Source organism: Acinetobacter sp. G11 (genome assembly GCF_049808495.1).
Taxonomy (GTDB): domain Bacteria; phylum Pseudomonadota; class Gammaproteobacteria; order Pseudomonadales; family Moraxellaceae; genus Acinetobacter; species Acinetobacter kookii.
In genome coordinates this window covers 1-14,870 of the sequence record NZ_JBNCAT010000047.1, presented here as the reverse complement: position 1 = coordinate 14,870, position 14,870 = coordinate 1, and the positions used below count along the sequence as shown (strand labels likewise).

13 protein-coding genes and 1 pseudogene are annotated in these 14,870 nt (G+C 43.6%); 5 read left to right on the top strand and 9 right to left on the bottom strand.

Translation table 11 applies throughout. The features are described from left to right. A pseudogene (locus tag ACPUEY_RS13140) lies at positions 1 to 121 on the top strand (IS30 family transposase); the annotation flags it as partial. A 62-nt stretch (positions 122 to 183) separates the two neighbouring features. On the opposite strand, the gene ACPUEY_RS13135 reads toward ACPUEY_RS13140, so the two are convergent. From ACPUEY_RS13135 to ppx, 5 genes are read right to left on the bottom strand one after another with little or no spacing between them, the layout of a single operon-like run. Further along, a complete protein-coding gene (locus ACPUEY_RS13135; protein WP_131273848.1) occupies positions 184 to 753 on the bottom strand; it encodes a YggT family protein in 570 nt (189 codons plus the stop codon). A 27-nt stretch (positions 754 to 780) separates the two neighbouring features. After that, complete coding sequence (proC, locus tag ACPUEY_RS13130; protein ID WP_425122348.1) at positions 781 to 1,611, bottom strand: pyrroline-5-carboxylate reductase; 831 nt, start codon at positions 1,609 to 1,611, stop codon at positions 781 to 783. A 28-nt stretch (positions 1,612 to 1,639) separates the two neighbouring features. After that, a complete protein-coding gene (gene tilS / locus ACPUEY_RS13125) occupies positions 1,640 to 2,989 on the bottom strand; it encodes a tRNA lysidine(34) synthetase TilS (RefSeq protein WP_425122347.1) in 1,350 nt (449 codons plus the stop codon). Next, positions 2,926 to 3,750, bottom strand: coding sequence for an acetyl-CoA carboxylase carboxyltransferase subunit alpha (locus tag ACPUEY_RS13120; RefSeq protein WP_092820883.1), 825 nt, complete (start codon positions 3,748 to 3,750; stop codon positions 2,926 to 2,928). Before ACPUEY_RS13120 ends, tilS begins: the two co-directional genes overlap by 64 nt. Before the next feature lie 50 nt (positions 3,751 to 3,800). Beyond that, on the bottom strand, positions 3,801 to 5,321 hold the full coding sequence (gene ppx / locus ACPUEY_RS13115) for an exopolyphosphatase (RefSeq protein WP_425122346.1): 1,521 nt from the start codon (positions 5,319 to 5,321) through the stop codon (positions 3,801 to 3,803). A 261-nt stretch (positions 5,322 to 5,582) separates the two neighbouring features. On the opposite strand from ppx, the gene trxA reads away from it, so the two are divergent. The 3 genes from trxA to ACPUEY_RS13100 all read left to right on the top strand — a co-directional run bounded on the left by trxA (position 5,583) and on the right by ACPUEY_RS13100 (position 8,175). After that, positions 5,583 to 5,909, top strand: coding sequence for a thioredoxin (gene trxA, locus ACPUEY_RS13110; RefSeq protein ID WP_092820879.1), 327 nt, complete (start codon positions 5,583 to 5,585; stop codon positions 5,907 to 5,909). Positions 5,910 to 6,237: 328 nt separating this feature from the next. Further along, a complete protein-coding gene (rho, locus tag ACPUEY_RS13105; RefSeq protein ID WP_005007569.1) occupies positions 6,238 to 7,506 on the top strand; it encodes a transcription termination factor Rho in 1,269 nt (422 codons plus the stop codon). A 420-nt stretch (positions 7,507 to 7,926) separates the two neighbouring features. Then, positions 7,927 to 8,175, top strand: a complete 249-nt coding sequence (locus ACPUEY_RS13100; RefSeq protein WP_395518906.1) for a hypothetical protein — start codon at positions 7,927 to 7,929, stop codon at positions 8,173 to 8,175. A 181-nt stretch (positions 8,176 to 8,356) separates the two neighbouring features. Here ACPUEY_RS13100 and ACPUEY_RS13095 read toward each other — a convergent pair whose 3' ends face one another. From ACPUEY_RS13095 to pheS, 3 genes are all read right to left on the bottom strand, one after another. Continuing rightward, positions 8,357 to 8,653 carry an integration host factor subunit alpha gene (locus tag ACPUEY_RS13095; protein ID WP_086197465.1) on the bottom strand — a complete coding sequence of 99 codons (297 nt, stop codon included), beginning with the start codon at positions 8,651 to 8,653 and terminating at the stop codon, positions 8,357 to 8,359. Beyond that, positions 8,650 to 11,031 (bottom strand): phenylalanine--tRNA ligase subunit beta, encoded by a 2,382-nt coding sequence (gene pheT, locus ACPUEY_RS13090; RefSeq protein WP_425122345.1) that lies wholly within the window; start codon positions 11,029 to 11,031, stop codon positions 8,650 to 8,652. The genes ACPUEY_RS13095 and pheT overlap by 4 nt, the downstream gene beginning before the upstream one ends. A gap of 183 nt (positions 11,032 to 11,214) precedes the next feature. Then, entirely contained in the window at positions 11,215 to 12,195 is a 981-nt protein-coding gene (gene pheS, locus ACPUEY_RS13085) for a phenylalanine--tRNA ligase subunit alpha (protein ID WP_425122344.1), read from the bottom strand. Positions 12,196 to 12,352: 157 nt separating this feature from the next. Here pheS and ACPUEY_RS13080 point away from each other — a divergent pair, with 157 nt between their 5' ends. After that, the gene (locus tag ACPUEY_RS13080) at positions 12,353 to 13,396 is read left to right on the top strand and encodes a hypothetical protein (protein WP_425122343.1); all 1,044 of its coding nucleotides are present in this window, start codon (positions 12,353 to 12,355) and stop codon (positions 13,394 to 13,396) included. A 481-nt stretch (positions 13,397 to 13,877) separates the two neighbouring features. Here the strand turns inward: ACPUEY_RS13080 and ACPUEY_RS13075 are convergent, their stop codons facing one another. Beyond that, positions 13,878 to 14,642 carry a tRNA threonylcarbamoyladenosine dehydratase gene (locus ACPUEY_RS13075; protein ID WP_131273855.1) on the bottom strand — a complete coding sequence of 255 codons (765 nt, stop codon included), beginning with the start codon at positions 14,640 to 14,642 and terminating at the stop codon, positions 13,878 to 13,880. Between the last annotated feature and the right edge of the window lie 228 nt (positions 14,643 to 14,870).

Below are 14,870 nucleotides of genomic sequence, written 5' to 3'. Positions count from 1 at the left end.
TGAATATATTGCAGAAATCACTCAACGTTTGAATCATCGCCCAAGAAAAAGACTCGGCTTTAAAAGTCCGAGTCAGGTATTATGGCAACAACATGGTGTTGCACTTCAAATACTAATCTAAGATTCAAAAAAAGGACTCCATCGAGTCCTTTTTTTTATGATCTGGATTTTACTGTTTAAACTTTAAAGCCCAGTCAGAAGCACAATCGCCACTTCATTCATAATAATTTCGGCAATATACAGCGCCAGGAATGCAACAATTGGCGACAGGTCAATCATGCCCATATTCGGCAAAATACGGCGGAAAGGTGCCAGTAATGGTTCTGCCAGTTCTTGAATCACTTCAATGTAAGGTGAACGAGATTGAGTAAACATCACCACCCAGCTTAAAATGATCGTTGCAAAAATCAGGTAACGACAGAAACGGATCAGGTCCTGAATCATGGTGACAAAGGTCAATATCACCAGATGTACCGGACTGTTCGGCATGGCCCCTGAAAGGTACATCACCCCAAAAATCTTGAGTAAATATAAAAGCACCACCAAAGCCAAGGCTGCCGAATTGACACGACCTTTTGCCAGGGTGGGAAAAATACGCCCAAACACATCGACAATTTTCGTCGCTTTCACAGTAGACATGACGACGGGATTATAAGCGTTCACCGCTGCAAGCTGCATGAGAAAACGGAAGAATACGAGCAAAATCGCTACGTTAATGATAATGCCAAAAATCAGCGCAGAGTTTGCACCCATACTGGAACTTTCCTAAATAAAAACGAGTTATTTGCTACTTTCACTTAGCTCTTGAGCAAGTTCTTGGCTGCGCTTTTGCGCTGCAGCCAAAGCGGCCTGAATATTTTGAGAGATTTGCGCACGATCGAATACTTCCAGTGCAGCTTGGGTCGTACCATTTGGAGAGGTCACGTTTTTACGAAGTTCTGCCGGTGTATTGGAACTGGTAATCGCCATTTGTGCGGCACCCAAGGCTGTTTGCAGCGTCAATGCTGTCGCCACTTTTTCATCCAGACCCAGGTTTTTCCCTGCACGAATCATGCTTTCCATCATATAGAAGAAATAAGCCGGACCAGAGCCTGATACTGCAGTGACAGCATCAATCTGTGCTTCTGAATTGACCCAAATGGTTAAACCGGTTGCAGCCAAAACCTGACTGGCCAATTCACGGTCCTGTGCATTTACAGCTGCAGTTGCATACAGACCATGGGCCCCTGTTTGTACTAGAGCCGGTGTATTCGGCATGACCCGAACAATACGGTTGGTATCTAGCAGGTTAGCGATAGTCGCGATTTCAGCCCCAGCCACAATCGACATCACCAGTTTGCCTTCCAGCAAGCCCTTGAGCGGTTTTAATACGCTGGCCAGGACTTGCGGCTTCACTGCAAAAAGGACAATATCGGCATCACGAATGGCAGCAATATTGTCATCCGTCACGTGTACATCTTTTTCTGTTAATAAAAGACGGACTTTCTCGACCGGATCAGAAACTGTAATACGAGTTGGCGGCAAGCCACGTGAAATCAGCCCGCCAATCAAGGCCTGGGCCATATTGCCGCCACCAATAAAACTAATATTACAATTTAAAGCTGCACTCATGGATTTATACTCGACTTAGAATTTTTAACTAAGAGATCAAATTTGGTTGCCATCCACCGATTTCACAATACTCAGATTGAGCTAACCAAAACCCTTTTGGTGTAAAAACACCAAGCATAACATTATCTATGCTTAATATTTGAATTCTATAACGCTGCCAGGGAAAAATTTGTGCTTCCTGAATGGCTTTTTTTAATGGCCAAGCCCCTACTCGTCCATACAAATGAATTTTTTCGCCGCCTTGACGCATGACCAGATCCAGTTTTTGACCCAGCAATGCCACTGAAAGGCCTACTTTTGCAGTTTCAGCCAGATAATCACCTGAAAGCGTTTCAACCTTTTGTCCTAACTGCAGCAAGATTGTCTGTTTATTAGCAATCGATTGATTTTTTTCAGCCAAATATTCTGCCGCACTTAAACGGAAAAGTGTTTGCTGATAACGCACATAATAATATTGATTCCAGTGCAATGCAGCCTGTGCATCAGATTTGGACTCAATGACTTCATGCAACAAGCGTTGCACCATCTCAAAACTTGGGCGATAAGTATCTTGCCCTTTCATCCAGGCAGAGAGCAGTTGCCTTTGTCTCGCACTTGATAATTCAGCTAATTTTTTTAAATCCAGTTCAGTAGCCGATCCGCAGTGCTTTAAATCCTGCTGTAAAACGTCCAGCAAAATATCTTCCGCATCCTGCATCAGATAGCTGGTGCGGCTGAGTGCCTGCTGCATTTTCGGATAGCGTTTTTGCAACAGCGACCACAGTTCATGACGGCACCAGGCCCGATCGTAGTGGGTATCCAAATTGGTGGGATCTTCAATATTTTGCACACCCAGCTGGGTTGCCCATTGGCAAATCTGCTCACGTGAAATATCAAGCAGCGGTCGCCAAATAGTGAATTGCTCTCGTACATCGACCTGTTTCATCGCAGCGAGCCCATGCACGCCGGCACCGGAAAGCAAACGCAACATCAAGGTTTCGGCCTGATCCTGCTGATGATGTGCCAGAACCAAAATTTCACTGGATTTTAGATGTTTGGAATAAGCCTGATAACGTGCGTTACGTGCCTGATGTTCCAGATTGCCGTCTTGCACTTCAACCGCTTCAACAATACAGGGTACATTCAGCGCTGCGCATTGATCAGACACAAATCGTCCCCAATCTGCACTGATACTTTGCAACTGGTGATCGACATAGATTGTACGGATTTTTTCAGGAAATAAATCAGACATCAGATGCAAAAGCAGCATGGAATCCATGCCGCCGCTACATCCAATCAAGAAAGTGCTTTCAGGAGGAAAGCACTGGATTTGCTTTAAGACGCCAGACCGGAATTGTCGCTGCCAAACTTCATTAAACGCTGGTAACGTGCTTCGCATCTTTCATCCGCATCCATCGATTGCAATTCTTCTAAAGCTTGTTGTAACACATCTTTAAGGTCTTGCATCACTTTTTCAGGCTGCAAATGCGCACCTTCACCTTCATCAACCACGTATTCAACAATACCGAGTTGTTTTAATTTCTCTGCAGTTAATGCCAGGGCTTCGCTGGCCTGTTCTGCTTTCTCTGCTGTTTTCCATAAAATGGATGCACAACCTTCAGGAGAAATCACGGAATAAATACTGTGTGAAAGCATCACCACACGATCCGCCACACCAATACCGAGTGCACCGCCTGAACCACCTTCACCTAAAACGGTGGCAACCACCGGAACTTTCAGGCTGGAAAGCTGTGCAAGGCTGGTGGCAATGGCTTCTGCCTGACCACGTTCTTCCGCACCGACTCCTGGATAGGCACCCATGGTGTCAATGAAGGTAAATACCGGCAGGTTGAAACGTTCAGCCATGTCGAGTAGACGCTGTGCTTTACGGTAACCTTCGGGATTACTCATGCCGAAGTTGTGTTGCAATTTTTCACGGGTGCTGCGACCACGATGTTGCCCAACAATCATCACTGGCTGACCATTAAAACGTGCCAAGCCACCGATCATCGCACCATCGTCACCAAATACCCGATCTCCATGTAAAGCATCGAATTCAGTGAAGATTTCACCAACATAATCCAGGAATTGCGGACGTTCCGGATGACGTGCAATTTGAACCGTTGTCCATGCTTTAGATTGAGCAGCTTTATTTTTCATAGGTCGACCATTATCCCTAAATTAACAATACCTTGTTAACCAATCACTTGTTAATAGATAAATTGTTCCGACTGAATATTCAATTCAATATCCCAATGCTTAAACTGCACCTGTTCATCATGCAAGTCTGCTACAAGCAAAGGCCATTGTTTGGCATCGCCAGAAACGCTGAGTTGCCATTGTTGCTCATTGATGACACTTAATTCAATGGCAGGAAGCATCTCATCGCTACGACTATGATTAAGCAAAACTGCTAAACGCAGCAATAGACATAAGTACACAAGTTTGCTACCACCGACCTTTGCAACATCTACGCGCGCATCGCCACGAAGTTTACGACGATGATGAGCGACCAAATGTGACAAATGGTTTTGATCAATTTGCGAGAAACCCGGAATATCCGAATGTTGCAATAAATAAGCCCCATGGCGATGGTAACCACTGTGACTGATCGCCAGGCCAATTTCATGCAAACACGCAGCACGACGCAGTAAGTCACTGTCATCACTGGTTAAATTTAGCGATTGTGCAACCCCATTAAACAATTGCTGTGCGGTATTGACTACACGTTCAGCCTGTTTGCTATCGGCGTTGTAGCGTCCCATTAAGGCATGTACAGAACGGTCGCGAACGTCTTCATGCTGGAAACGGCCCAGTAAGTCATACATCACGCCTTCACGTAAAGCACCATCTGAATAGACCAGTTTATCTAGACCCAGCACATCAAATACGGCATATAAAATGGCAATCCCTGCTGGCAAAACTGCTCGACGGTCTTCTTTCAGGCCATCAAATTCCATTTCAGCCACGTGCTTATATTTAAGCAACTTGTCTTTAAGTTTTTCCAGGCCTTCACGGGTAAGCTCTTCTTTTTCATTGCTCCAGCCCATGTTCACGGTAATCTGACGGCAGGCTTTAATCGTTCCGCTCGAACCTACTACCGTATCCCAACCCGCGGCTTTATAGGTATTGGCAATCCCTGAAATTTCTTTACGTGCAGCGGTCACCGCCTTATCAAAGATTTTCTGGTTAATTTCGCCATCCATAAAATAGGCTTTCGTAAAGGCAACACAGCCCATTTGTACAGATTCGGTATGAATCGGTTCGAATGCTTCACCAATAATCAGCTCGGTCGACCCCCCGCCAATGTCAATCACCAGACGGCGGCCGCTATTGGCCATGGTATGTGAAACCCCTAAATAAATCAGACGGGCTTCTTCGCGACCAGCAATAATTTCGATCGGTTTGGGTAAAATGTCAGCAGCTTTCTGAATGAATTCATGACCATTTTTGGCCTGACGTAAAGCATTGGTTGCCACAATACGCAAACGGTTGGGCTGCACTGAACTTAAACGTCCGACAAAACGTGCCAGACAGGCCAACCCACGTTGCTGAGCCGCTTCGGTCAAATTTTTATTTTCATCTAAGCCAGCTGCCAATTGTACTTTTTCTGACATCGAAGCCACTTTTTTTACTTCGCCATGATCTACACGTGCAATTGCCAGGTGAAAGCTGTTCGACCCCATATCGATGGCAGCAAGTAACTCTTCATCAATCAAAAAATCAGACATTATTCAAACAAACCTATAAGAATTGTGCTTAGAGTAATTCACATGCATGCAATTTAAAAGCCATTTATCAGTTCAACTGAACCAGTTTTTAATTTTTTTAATACCGTAAACCATTGTAGGACACGATAATCAATATCGTGAGCATCAATTAGACAAACTCAATATAATGATTGAAAATTTACATATCCCCCTACATAGTTAAACGAGGCTATGTAATACTTATAGTTATAGAACTAACTTAAAATTTATTTGGAGCATTCCATGTCTGGCAATATCGTAAACACAACTGATGCGAACTTCGAAGCTGACGTTTTACAATCTGACATTCCTGTACTGGTCGATTTCTGGGCAGGCTGGTGTGCACCTTGTAAAGCCATTGCACCTGTACTTGAAGTATTGTCTACAGAATTTGAAGGCAAAGTAAAAGTTGTTAAAGTTGACGTAACTGCTTGTGAAGCGACTGCCGTAAACTACAATATCCGCAACATTCCTGCACTATTGATGTTTAAAAATGGTGAAGTTGTAGCTCAACAAGTCGGTGCTGCGCCAAAATCTAAATTGACTGCTTTTATTGAAGAAAATATCTAATTTAAAACAGCTTGATTGAATCCAATACGCTATCGTCCGATAGCGTATTTTTTTCGTCTATAAATTGACAAAAATACGATTAGCTCTTATATTGCTTGTTCAAGGAATACAGGATTTCTGATCCGTCATTTTCTTACAAGACACAACACATAAGATCGCCGCTCGGCAACAGAAATTGTTTTTACACTTTTCTCTTCGAAACAATGAATCAGACCTCTGAATTGTTATTGTGCAAATACAATTGCGTTACGTTTATTGCGTGTAAGCGGCTGAATGTTGCTCCCTTTTCTCATCTCTATCCCAGAATTTTAATTCTATCTGACCCCCTATGAATTTAACTGAACTCAAGAAAAAACCGATTGGCGAACTCATCAAGATTGCCGAGTTTATGGGCCTGGAAGGAATGGCCCGTAACCGTAAGCAAGACATCATTTTTGCCATCTTAAAACGCCATGCAATGAATGGCGAAGAGATTTTTGGTGATGGTGTTCTGGAAATTCTGTCTGATGGTTTTGGTTTCCTCCGCTCAGCAGCGGGCTCTTATCTTGCAGGCCCGGATGACATTTATGTCAGCCCATCGCAAATTCGCCGTTTCAACTTACGCACCGGTGATACCATTACTGGCACAATTCGCCCACCTAAAGAAGGCGAACGCTATTTTGCGCTTTTAAAAGTTAATCAAATCAACTACGACACACCTGAAAACTCGCGCAACAAGATCCTGTTCGAGAACTTGACCCCATTGTTCCCGACTGAACAATTGGTCATGGAACTGGGTAACGGTACCACTGAAGACTTAACTGCACGTGTCGTTGACTTGGTTGCGCCAATTGGTAAAGGTCAGCGTTCGATTATTGTTGCACCGCCAAAAGCGGGTAAAACCATGTTGCTACAAAACATCGCGCAATCGATTGTTCGTAACAACCCTGAATGTTTCCTCATCGTACTTCTAATTGACGAACGCCCTGAAGAAGTGACTGAAATGGAACGTACGGTTCGTGGTGAAGTAATTGCCTCAACCTTTGATGAATCTCCAGCCCGTCACGTACAAGTGGCTGAAATGGTGATTGAAAAAGCCAAACGTCTGGTAGAACACAAGAAAGATGTGGTCATTCTGCTGGATTCGATTACCCGTCTGGCACGTGCCTATAACACTGTAATTCCTTCATCAGGCAAGGTGTTGACCGGTGGTGTGGATGCGCATGCGCTTGAACGTCCAAAACGTTTCTTCGGTGCTGCACGTAACATTGAAGAAGGTGGCTCTTTGACGATCATCTCTACTGCCCTGATTGAAACAGGCAGCAAGATGGATGAAGTGATCTACGAAGAATTCAAAGGTACCGGTAACCAGGAAATTACGCTTGATCGCCGCATTGCCGAAAAACGCGTGTTCCCTGCAATGAACATCAAAAAATCCGGTACTCGCCGTGAAGAACGCTTGATGAGCGAAGATAACCTTCGTAAGGTCTGGATTCTGCGTAAATTGCTGCATACTCAAGATGAATTGGCAGCCATGGAATTCTTGCTGGATCGTATGAAAGAAACCAAAACCAATGATGATTTCTTCGATCAAATGAAGCGTAAAGCGACCAACTAAACGGGTCATTATTGTTTTTCCATAAAAAGGCTATCTCTAGGGATAGCCTTTTTATTTGGTTGACTTTATTTACATAAAGCTACAATCCACCCTTTTCTTTGTAAACTTAATAGACCGGTTAATTATTCTTAAAAATATCAAATTTATAAAACCATAATTTTTAGCAAGTTATTTAGTATTTATCCAATATAAATCTTCCAATTGATTGTTATTTTCTGTTAAAAAAATGCTCATTTTTTATCTTTTTTTGCATTTTTTAATAAGCACCTAGTAGTAATTCAAAATGCGCAGTGATAGCATATTCGCAGACCAGTTAGACTGCCTCTGCATTGTTACTGCCTAACAAATTTTAGGAAGAATAAAAGCACTCAACAGGCTAACATAGGTTTTTTTTAATCTCATATTTTAGAGAGTGATGCCATGTTATTCAAAAAAATCGCTATTGCTGCTGCAGTTGCTACTACTTTAGCTTTCGTTGGTTGTGCTAAAAAAACTGAAGAAGCTCCTGCTGCTGATGCTGCTGCATCTGAAGCTGTTGTAGCTGCATCTGAAGCTACTGCTGCTGCTTCTGCTGCTACTGTTGAAGCTGCTTCTGCTACTGAAGCTGCTGCTTCTGCTGTTGACGCTGCTCCAGCTGCTTCTGAAGCTGCTGCTTCTGCTGCTCAATAATCTTTACGATTATTCAGTGAAAAAAGAGAGCCATTGGCTCTCTTTTTTTATGACTGAAATAAAGGTCAATCAAATCATATTGAATAAAAATATCTAATTTTTCAAACAATATGCTTCCTTTCCTATTCTAGATAGAAAACCAGAATCCTTTAAAAAAAACTTAAAACAAAAAAAAAGCAGATCAATCGATCTGCTCATTTCCTACGCGCTGACGGAATTTCTGTCCTGCGCGGAATGTGACTACACGGCGTGCTGAAATTGGAATTTCCTCGCCGGTTTTCGGGTTACGGCCTGGACGTTCACGCTTGTCACGCAACTCAAAGTTACCGAAACCCGAAAGTTTAACCTGTTCACCCGAGATTAGCGCTTGGCTAATCTCATCGAAGAACAATTCGACCATTTGTTTAGCTTCACGACGGTTTAAACTCGTGAGCTCACTTAAATGATCAGCCATTTCTGCTTTTGTTAGTGCTGTCATGAAGCCCTCAATGTCGCTTGGTAAGTGTTTTCCAACACTTGAAGGATATTATCCATACCTGATTTAATTTCAGCATCTTCCAATGTACGGCTCGGATGCTGCCACAGAAGGGCAAATGCCAGTGAGCGTTTCCCTTCTTCTACTCCTTGTCCAGTATACACATCGAATAACCATGTCGAGTCTAGCAGCTCCCCACCTGTTTTTTCGATAAGTCCCTGAATTTCGCTAACATTAATCTTATCATTAATTAAAAGCGCAATATCACGTCTTACCGATGGAAAACGTGATAATTCTGTAAAATTAGATACATAAGTTTGCAAAACAGCCTTTTGATCAAGTTCGGCAACCCAAGTCATGCCCAAGTCGAGTTCATCTTCCAAAGAAGGATGTAAACGACCGAGATAACCCACAGACTGACCATCTACTAAAATTTCAGCCGACTGTCCAGGATGTAACCAGCTACGCTCTGAACGAACATATTCAACTTTAACCCGTCCTGCTGCCAAAATTTCCTCAACTTCACCTTTTAAGTCAAAGAAATCCATTGGCTGAGCTTTGCCATGCCAAGATTCAGCTGTTTTGGCACCCACTGCAATTAAAGCCAAAGTCGGAATCTGTTTAAGATCATGAATGCTTTGCGCATTTTGATAATCAAAACGTAGTCCTAACTCAAAGAAACGCACACGGTTTTGCTGACGGTTGATATTGTATTGCACACATGGAATCAGGCTGGACAACAGTGTAGAACGCATTGCTGCCAATTCACTTGAGATTGGGTTCGCCAACATCAACGGATTTACCGCAGGATTCAGCTGTTTTTCAAGTTTGGCATCAGCGAAGCTGAAACTGATCGCTTCCTGATATCCTAAAGTCACCAGGGTTTGACGAAGTTGAGCCACTTCAAACTGATCTTGATGTTTGGCAAGTTTCACGTCAATCACAGGCAGGCTGATTTTAATATTGTCATAACCGTGAATACGGGCAACTTCTTCAATCAGGTCTTGATAGATTGCCATGTCATAGCGATGTGATGGAGGAACGACGCTCCATTGACCTTCAGCTTTAACTGTCACATCACAACCCAAACGCGTCAAGGCATCGGTAATAAAGTCAGATTCAACCTTATAACCCAATAACTGATCCACTTGAGCCTGGTTCAGTTCAATCGCTTCACGTTTTGGTAAAAGCTCAGACTTTTCTGCTACGGTAATTGGACCAAACTCACCACCCGCCAGTTCAGCAATCAGCTGGGATGCGCGGTGCATGGCAATAAGCGGCAATTCAAAATCTACACCACGTTCATAGCGCTGAGAGGCATCGGTATGTAAACCAAAGCTACGCGCACGGCCCGCAATATGTAAAGGCGCGAAGAAAGCAGATTCCAGGAAGATTTCCGTAGTTTCATCAGTCACAGATGAAGACAGGCCGCCCATGATGCCCGCAATCGCCAATGCCTTTTCATCATCTGCAATCACCATCACGTCATCAGATAGCTCAACTTCCTGTTCATTGAGTAGAACCAGCTTTTCAGCAGCAGTGGCTTGACGTACATGCACTGAACCTTGAACTTTTCCGCCATCAAAAGCATGCAATGGTTGACCCAATTCAATCAGTACATAGTTGGTAATATCAACCAAAATGCTGTGCTGACGGATACCTGAACGGGCAAGTGCACGCTCTATCCACTCCGGTGTAGGGGCTTTGGTATTGACGTTTTTGATGACACGACCTAAATAGCGTGGGCAGCCTGCAGTTTCCACAACGACTTTTTTCTCGTCAGCAATGCTTGCAGCCACTTCTGTAATTTCAGGTGTAGTCACAGGCAATTGGTTAATTACCCCAATCTCGCGCGCGATACCACGAATACTGAAACAGTCACCACGGTTTGGCGTGATACTGATGTCAATCACGTGATCATCCAGATCCAGATATTCACGGATGTTGACACCAACAGGTGCGTCGCTTGGAAGTTCTAACAGACCATCAATTTTATCTTCCAGGTCAATTTCAGAAGCACCGCAAAGCATGCCTTGTGATTCGATACCACGCAGCTTGCCTTTCTTGATTTTGAAATCGCCCGGCAATACTGCACCAATGGTCGCTACAGGAGCTTTCATGCCTGCACGCACGTTTGGCGCACCACAAACAATCTGTAAAGGCTCACCCGAACCGATATTTACGGTAGTAACTCGCAAACGGTCTGCATCTGGATGCTGTTCTACAGTGAGTACTTCACCCACAACGACACCGGTAAATGGTTTTGCAGCTGGCGCCAGCTCATCAACTTCCAAGCCCAGCATGGTGAGTTGATCGGATAAAGTTTCGCTATCAACTGCCGGGTTTACCCAGGTGCGTAACCAATTTTCGCTAATTTTCATAAATTCATTTTCCTGAATCTCCCTTAACCCCTCTTTTTCAAAGAGGGGAACTCTCACACGTTATTTTTCTTCGCGTAAGTCCCCCTTTTTTAAAGGGGGATTTAGGGGGATTTTTAAATCTAAAAATTCAATTTCTGTTTTAACACTCACCTCAATTGAGGGAGATATCATCAATAATCTGTCTTAAGCAAATTGGCGTAAGAAACGCACATCATTCTGGTAGAACATACGCAAATCGTTAATGCCATAACGCAGCATCGCAAAACGCTCTACACCTAAACCGAACGCAAAACCTTTATATTTTTCAGGATCAATGCCTGCTGCTTGAAGGACATTTGGATGCACCATACCGCAACCCAAAACCTCTAGCCAACGACCGCGTTCATCCATGATATCCACTTCGGCACTTGGTTCAGTGAACGGAAAGTAAGACGGACGGAAACGCACGGTTAAGTCTTTTTCAAAGAATTCGTTCAGCAGGTTCACCAACAAACCTTTCAGTTCTGCAAAGCTAGTGTTCTCAGCGACATACAGACCTTCAATTTGATGGAACATTGGCGAATGGGTCTGGTCCGAGTCACAGCGGTATACACGCCCCGGGCAGACAATACGGATTGGCGGCTGATTCTTTTCCATGGTACGTACTTGCACACCTGAAGTGTGGGTACGAAGCAAGTGGTTGGCATCAAAATAGAAGGTGTCATGCATGGCACGTGCCGGGTGATGCCCCGGAATATTCAGCGCTTCAAAGTTGTGATAATCATCTTCAACTTCAGGGCCTGTCGCAACCGTGAAACCGGCTTTGGTAAAAAATTGGCAAATGCGTTCCTGCACTTGAGTCACAGGGTGAATACTGCCCACACTTTGACCGCGACCCGGCAAGGTAATGTCGATCATTTCGCTGGCGAGTTTTTGTTCTAGTGCAGCTTTTTGTAATTCCGCCTGGCGTGTTGTGAGTGCGCCAGTGATGGCTTCACGGACCGCATGAATTTTCGCCCCAAAAACTTTACGTTCTTCAGGATCCATTTTACCCAGTGCCTTGGATTGTTCCGCGAGCTGGCTTTTCTTCCCTGTAAATTGCACTCGTACTTGATCGAGTGTAGCAAGGTCCTCTGCTGCTGCAATCGCAGCGAGCGCTTCAGTGGTCAGGGCTTCCAGTGACATAGTAACTCTCAAAGCAACAATTTAAAAATATAATAAAACCCCATATTCTAACAGTTTTTGAGCGCGTTGATGAAGTTCCCTGTAGAGGAAAAATTAGATTGGCAACCATATTTAGAAAAAGTATAAGATAAAGCCAATATTTATGAGATCAATAACAATGGCACTCGATCAGATTTGGAAACAGCAGCTTACTTTGGTGACCTATGGCAATGAATACCTCGGCCAGAATCTGAGCTTTAATCATTGGGTGCAACATGCCATTTTTAACCAGCACAATTTGCGTTTCCGGGATCTGCTGTCACAACATTTACTGGCCCAACATTTTCAAATCTGGCTGGAAGGTCTAAAAAGACAGGGAACGCTGCGCATCAGCCTGCACAGTTCCAGTCTGCTCAATGATGAACAGAATCCAAATGCCAACGTTGAACTGCTTGCCATTCCGCATTTTATTGTCAGCCATGAACACAATAAGAAAACCGCCTGGATTTTCGGCAAGGAATTGGCGGAATGGTATAACGCAGATCATGACTATGCAGCGCCCAAGCCACAACAGGAACAGTGCCGTCAGGAAACCTTCTGGCGTTTCGAGCTGAATTCAAAACTGGCAAAACGCATCGATGCCGATTTGCAACAGCCGAATTGGGATGACATTCAGGTTTATACCAATAACGAATTATTTGACAACAAATTTGCACAGGGCTTTACCGAGCCTGCGAATCGTGATTTTCCATATTATGGAATGCCGCAAACGGCAACGGAAAATGCCGATGGTTCCCCATTGCCGGAAAGTAAATATCTACCTTTACTGCCAAGCGATTATCAGGCGGATTATGCACATACCACATTGCATCGCCTAGAAGCCTTGTCGGCTCTTATTCAACAAAAACAGCAACATCCCTATCATGCGGATGGCAGTGAACTGACACCTGAAGAACAGCTGAATCTACGTCATTTCTCGCAAAAGCTGGATGATTTAACCGCAAAATTTATAGTCAAAGTTGCCAATCATTATCAGTCCGCACGATTGACCAAAGTTGAAGTGGCCAATCCACTAGATGGCGCGCCAAGCACTCCGCATACTACCCCACAGGTGAAAAGCCATCCTGCGCATGCTTCGCATAAAGTCGGTACATCCGGCGTGATTAAACTGATTTTGCTGACCATTGTCATTTGTGTACTGGCTTATTATTTTGGACTTTAATTTTCTATAAAGATGCTAAAAACTGCTGGCTTGAATAGAAAACTTTAATATCTATTGATTAGACTTCTTTCATAAATCATTTTAGAAACTAAAAATTGTTCGTAAAGCTGAAATTGAAAATAGATTTTAGTCGATATTAGATTCATGAGTGTGGCATGGATGCCACACGTTTCCCATCCCTTGCGCTGCATTTTAAAGCAGTGCTTAAAACTGGCTCAGGATGTCGTGTATGGGAAACAAAAGGTTTTTGTCTACTTTTGACCTTTCAAAAGTAGAAAGATTGCCTACGAGAAGGTAAAAAATTAAATCAATTAAATATGAGGCCGTGCTGATTTAAAAAACTAATATTGAACATTTTTTGATCTATGAAAGAGATCTTTTAATAGACATAAATATCTTTCAGCATGATTTAAATTCAAGATGAACCCGATAATCGAGTTCATCTTTTTTTGATTTTTATACCGATTGATCGGTTTATGCTTTAGGCTTTTTTTAGTGCCAGTTTTTTTAACACTTCTGATACTGCCACCATGGCAAAACTTGAAGTGACCACCACTGCCGAGCCATAACCGCCACAGCGCAGGCCGGCACTGGCACAAACCTCTGCGCCAGAGAACGGATTATCAATAGAATAAACACAGCTAATGCCAAATTTTTCTTTGGGCTTTTTACAGATGCCTTTGGCACGTAGCTGGCTGCGCAGTTTCGCCAGCATTGGGTCCTGTTCGGTTTTGGACAAATCGGCAACCCGAATTTTTAACGGATCCAGCTTGCCGCCTGCTCCACCCGACACAATCAGCGGAATTTTATTAAAACGGCAATGCAGCATTAACGCCAGTTTGGCTTTGACATCATCAATACAGTCCAGAACCACATCAGGGGTATTTTCTAACAGTTCTTTGACATTATCCGGGGTTAGATAATCATCCACCAGATTGATCTTGATCCGTGGATTAATCGAATAACAGCGCTCGGCCATCACTTCTATTTTTTCCCGCCCCAAGGTCGAAGTCATGGCCGGCAATTGACGGTTAATATTGGATGCAGCAACCACATCCATATCAATCAGGGTCAGTTCACCAATGCCGGTACGCGCCAAGGCTTCAACCGCCCAGGAACCAACGCCGCCAATCCCGATCACCATCACGTGACTGTTTTCGTACTGACGAAACGCCTCATCTCCATAAATTTTTTCTACACCTGCAAAGCGGCGCTCATATTCATCATCTTCAGGAAGATCAGTCATTCGTCATCTAACAGCTAAAAAACACCGCTGCATTTTATCAAATTCCAGCTGAATTCGATAATCTATCTCTTTCGCATTATTCAATAACTGTAGCAGGCATAAAAAAAGAGGCTTTTCGCCACTGCTGTCCCACAAATATCACAAGAAGAACCTCAATTGAGGTTCTTCTTGTTTTCGCCATTTTTTATCAGGCACAAAGAGTGACCTTAAAAGTTTCCTTTCAAATAA

Bases quoted from the DNA above. Each gene is read 5' to 3' on its own strand.
- ACPUEY_RS13135 (WP_131273848.1), bottom strand. From the start codon at position 753: ATGGGTGCAAACTCTGCGCTGATTTTTGGCATTATCATTAACGTAGCG.
- proC (WP_425122348.1), bottom strand. From the start codon at position 1,611: ATGAGTGCAGCTTTAAATTGTAATATTAGTTTTATTGGTGGCGGCAAT.
- tilS (WP_425122347.1), bottom strand. From the start codon at position 2,989: ATGCGAAGCACGTTACCAGCGTTTAATGAAGTTTGGCAGCGACAATTC.
- ACPUEY_RS13120 (WP_092820883.1), bottom strand. From the start codon at position 3,750: ATGAAAAATAAAGCTGCTCAATCTAAAGCATGGACAACGGTTCAAATT.
- ppx (WP_425122346.1), bottom strand. From the start codon at position 5,321: ATGTCTGATTTTTTGATTGATGAAGAGTTACTTGCTGCCATCGATATG.
- trxA (WP_092820879.1), top strand. From the start codon at position 5,583: ATGTCTGGCAATATCGTAAACACAACTGATGCGAACTTCGAAGCTGAC.
- rho (WP_005007569.1), top strand. From the start codon at position 6,238: ATGAATTTAACTGAACTCAAGAAAAAACCGATTGGCGAACTCATCAAG.
- ACPUEY_RS13100 (WP_395518906.1), top strand. From the start codon at position 7,927: ATGTTATTCAAAAAAATCGCTATTGCTGCTGCAGTTGCTACTACTTTA.
- ACPUEY_RS13095 (WP_086197465.1), bottom strand. From the start codon at position 8,653: ATGACAGCACTAACAAAAGCAGAAATGGCTGATCATTTAAGTGAGCTC.
- pheT (WP_425122345.1), bottom strand. From the start codon at position 11,031: ATGAAAATTAGCGAAAATTGGTTACGCACCTGGGTAAACCCGGCAGTT.
- pheS (WP_425122344.1), bottom strand. From the start codon at position 12,195: ATGTCACTGGAAGCCCTGACCACTGAAGCGCTCGCTGCGATTGCAGCA.
- ACPUEY_RS13080 (WP_425122343.1), top strand. From the start codon at position 12,353: ATGGCACTCGATCAGATTTGGAAACAGCAGCTTACTTTGGTGACCTAT.
- ACPUEY_RS13075 (WP_131273855.1), bottom strand. From the start codon at position 14,642: ATGACTGATCTTCCTGAAGATGATGAATATGAGCGCCGCTTTGCAGGT.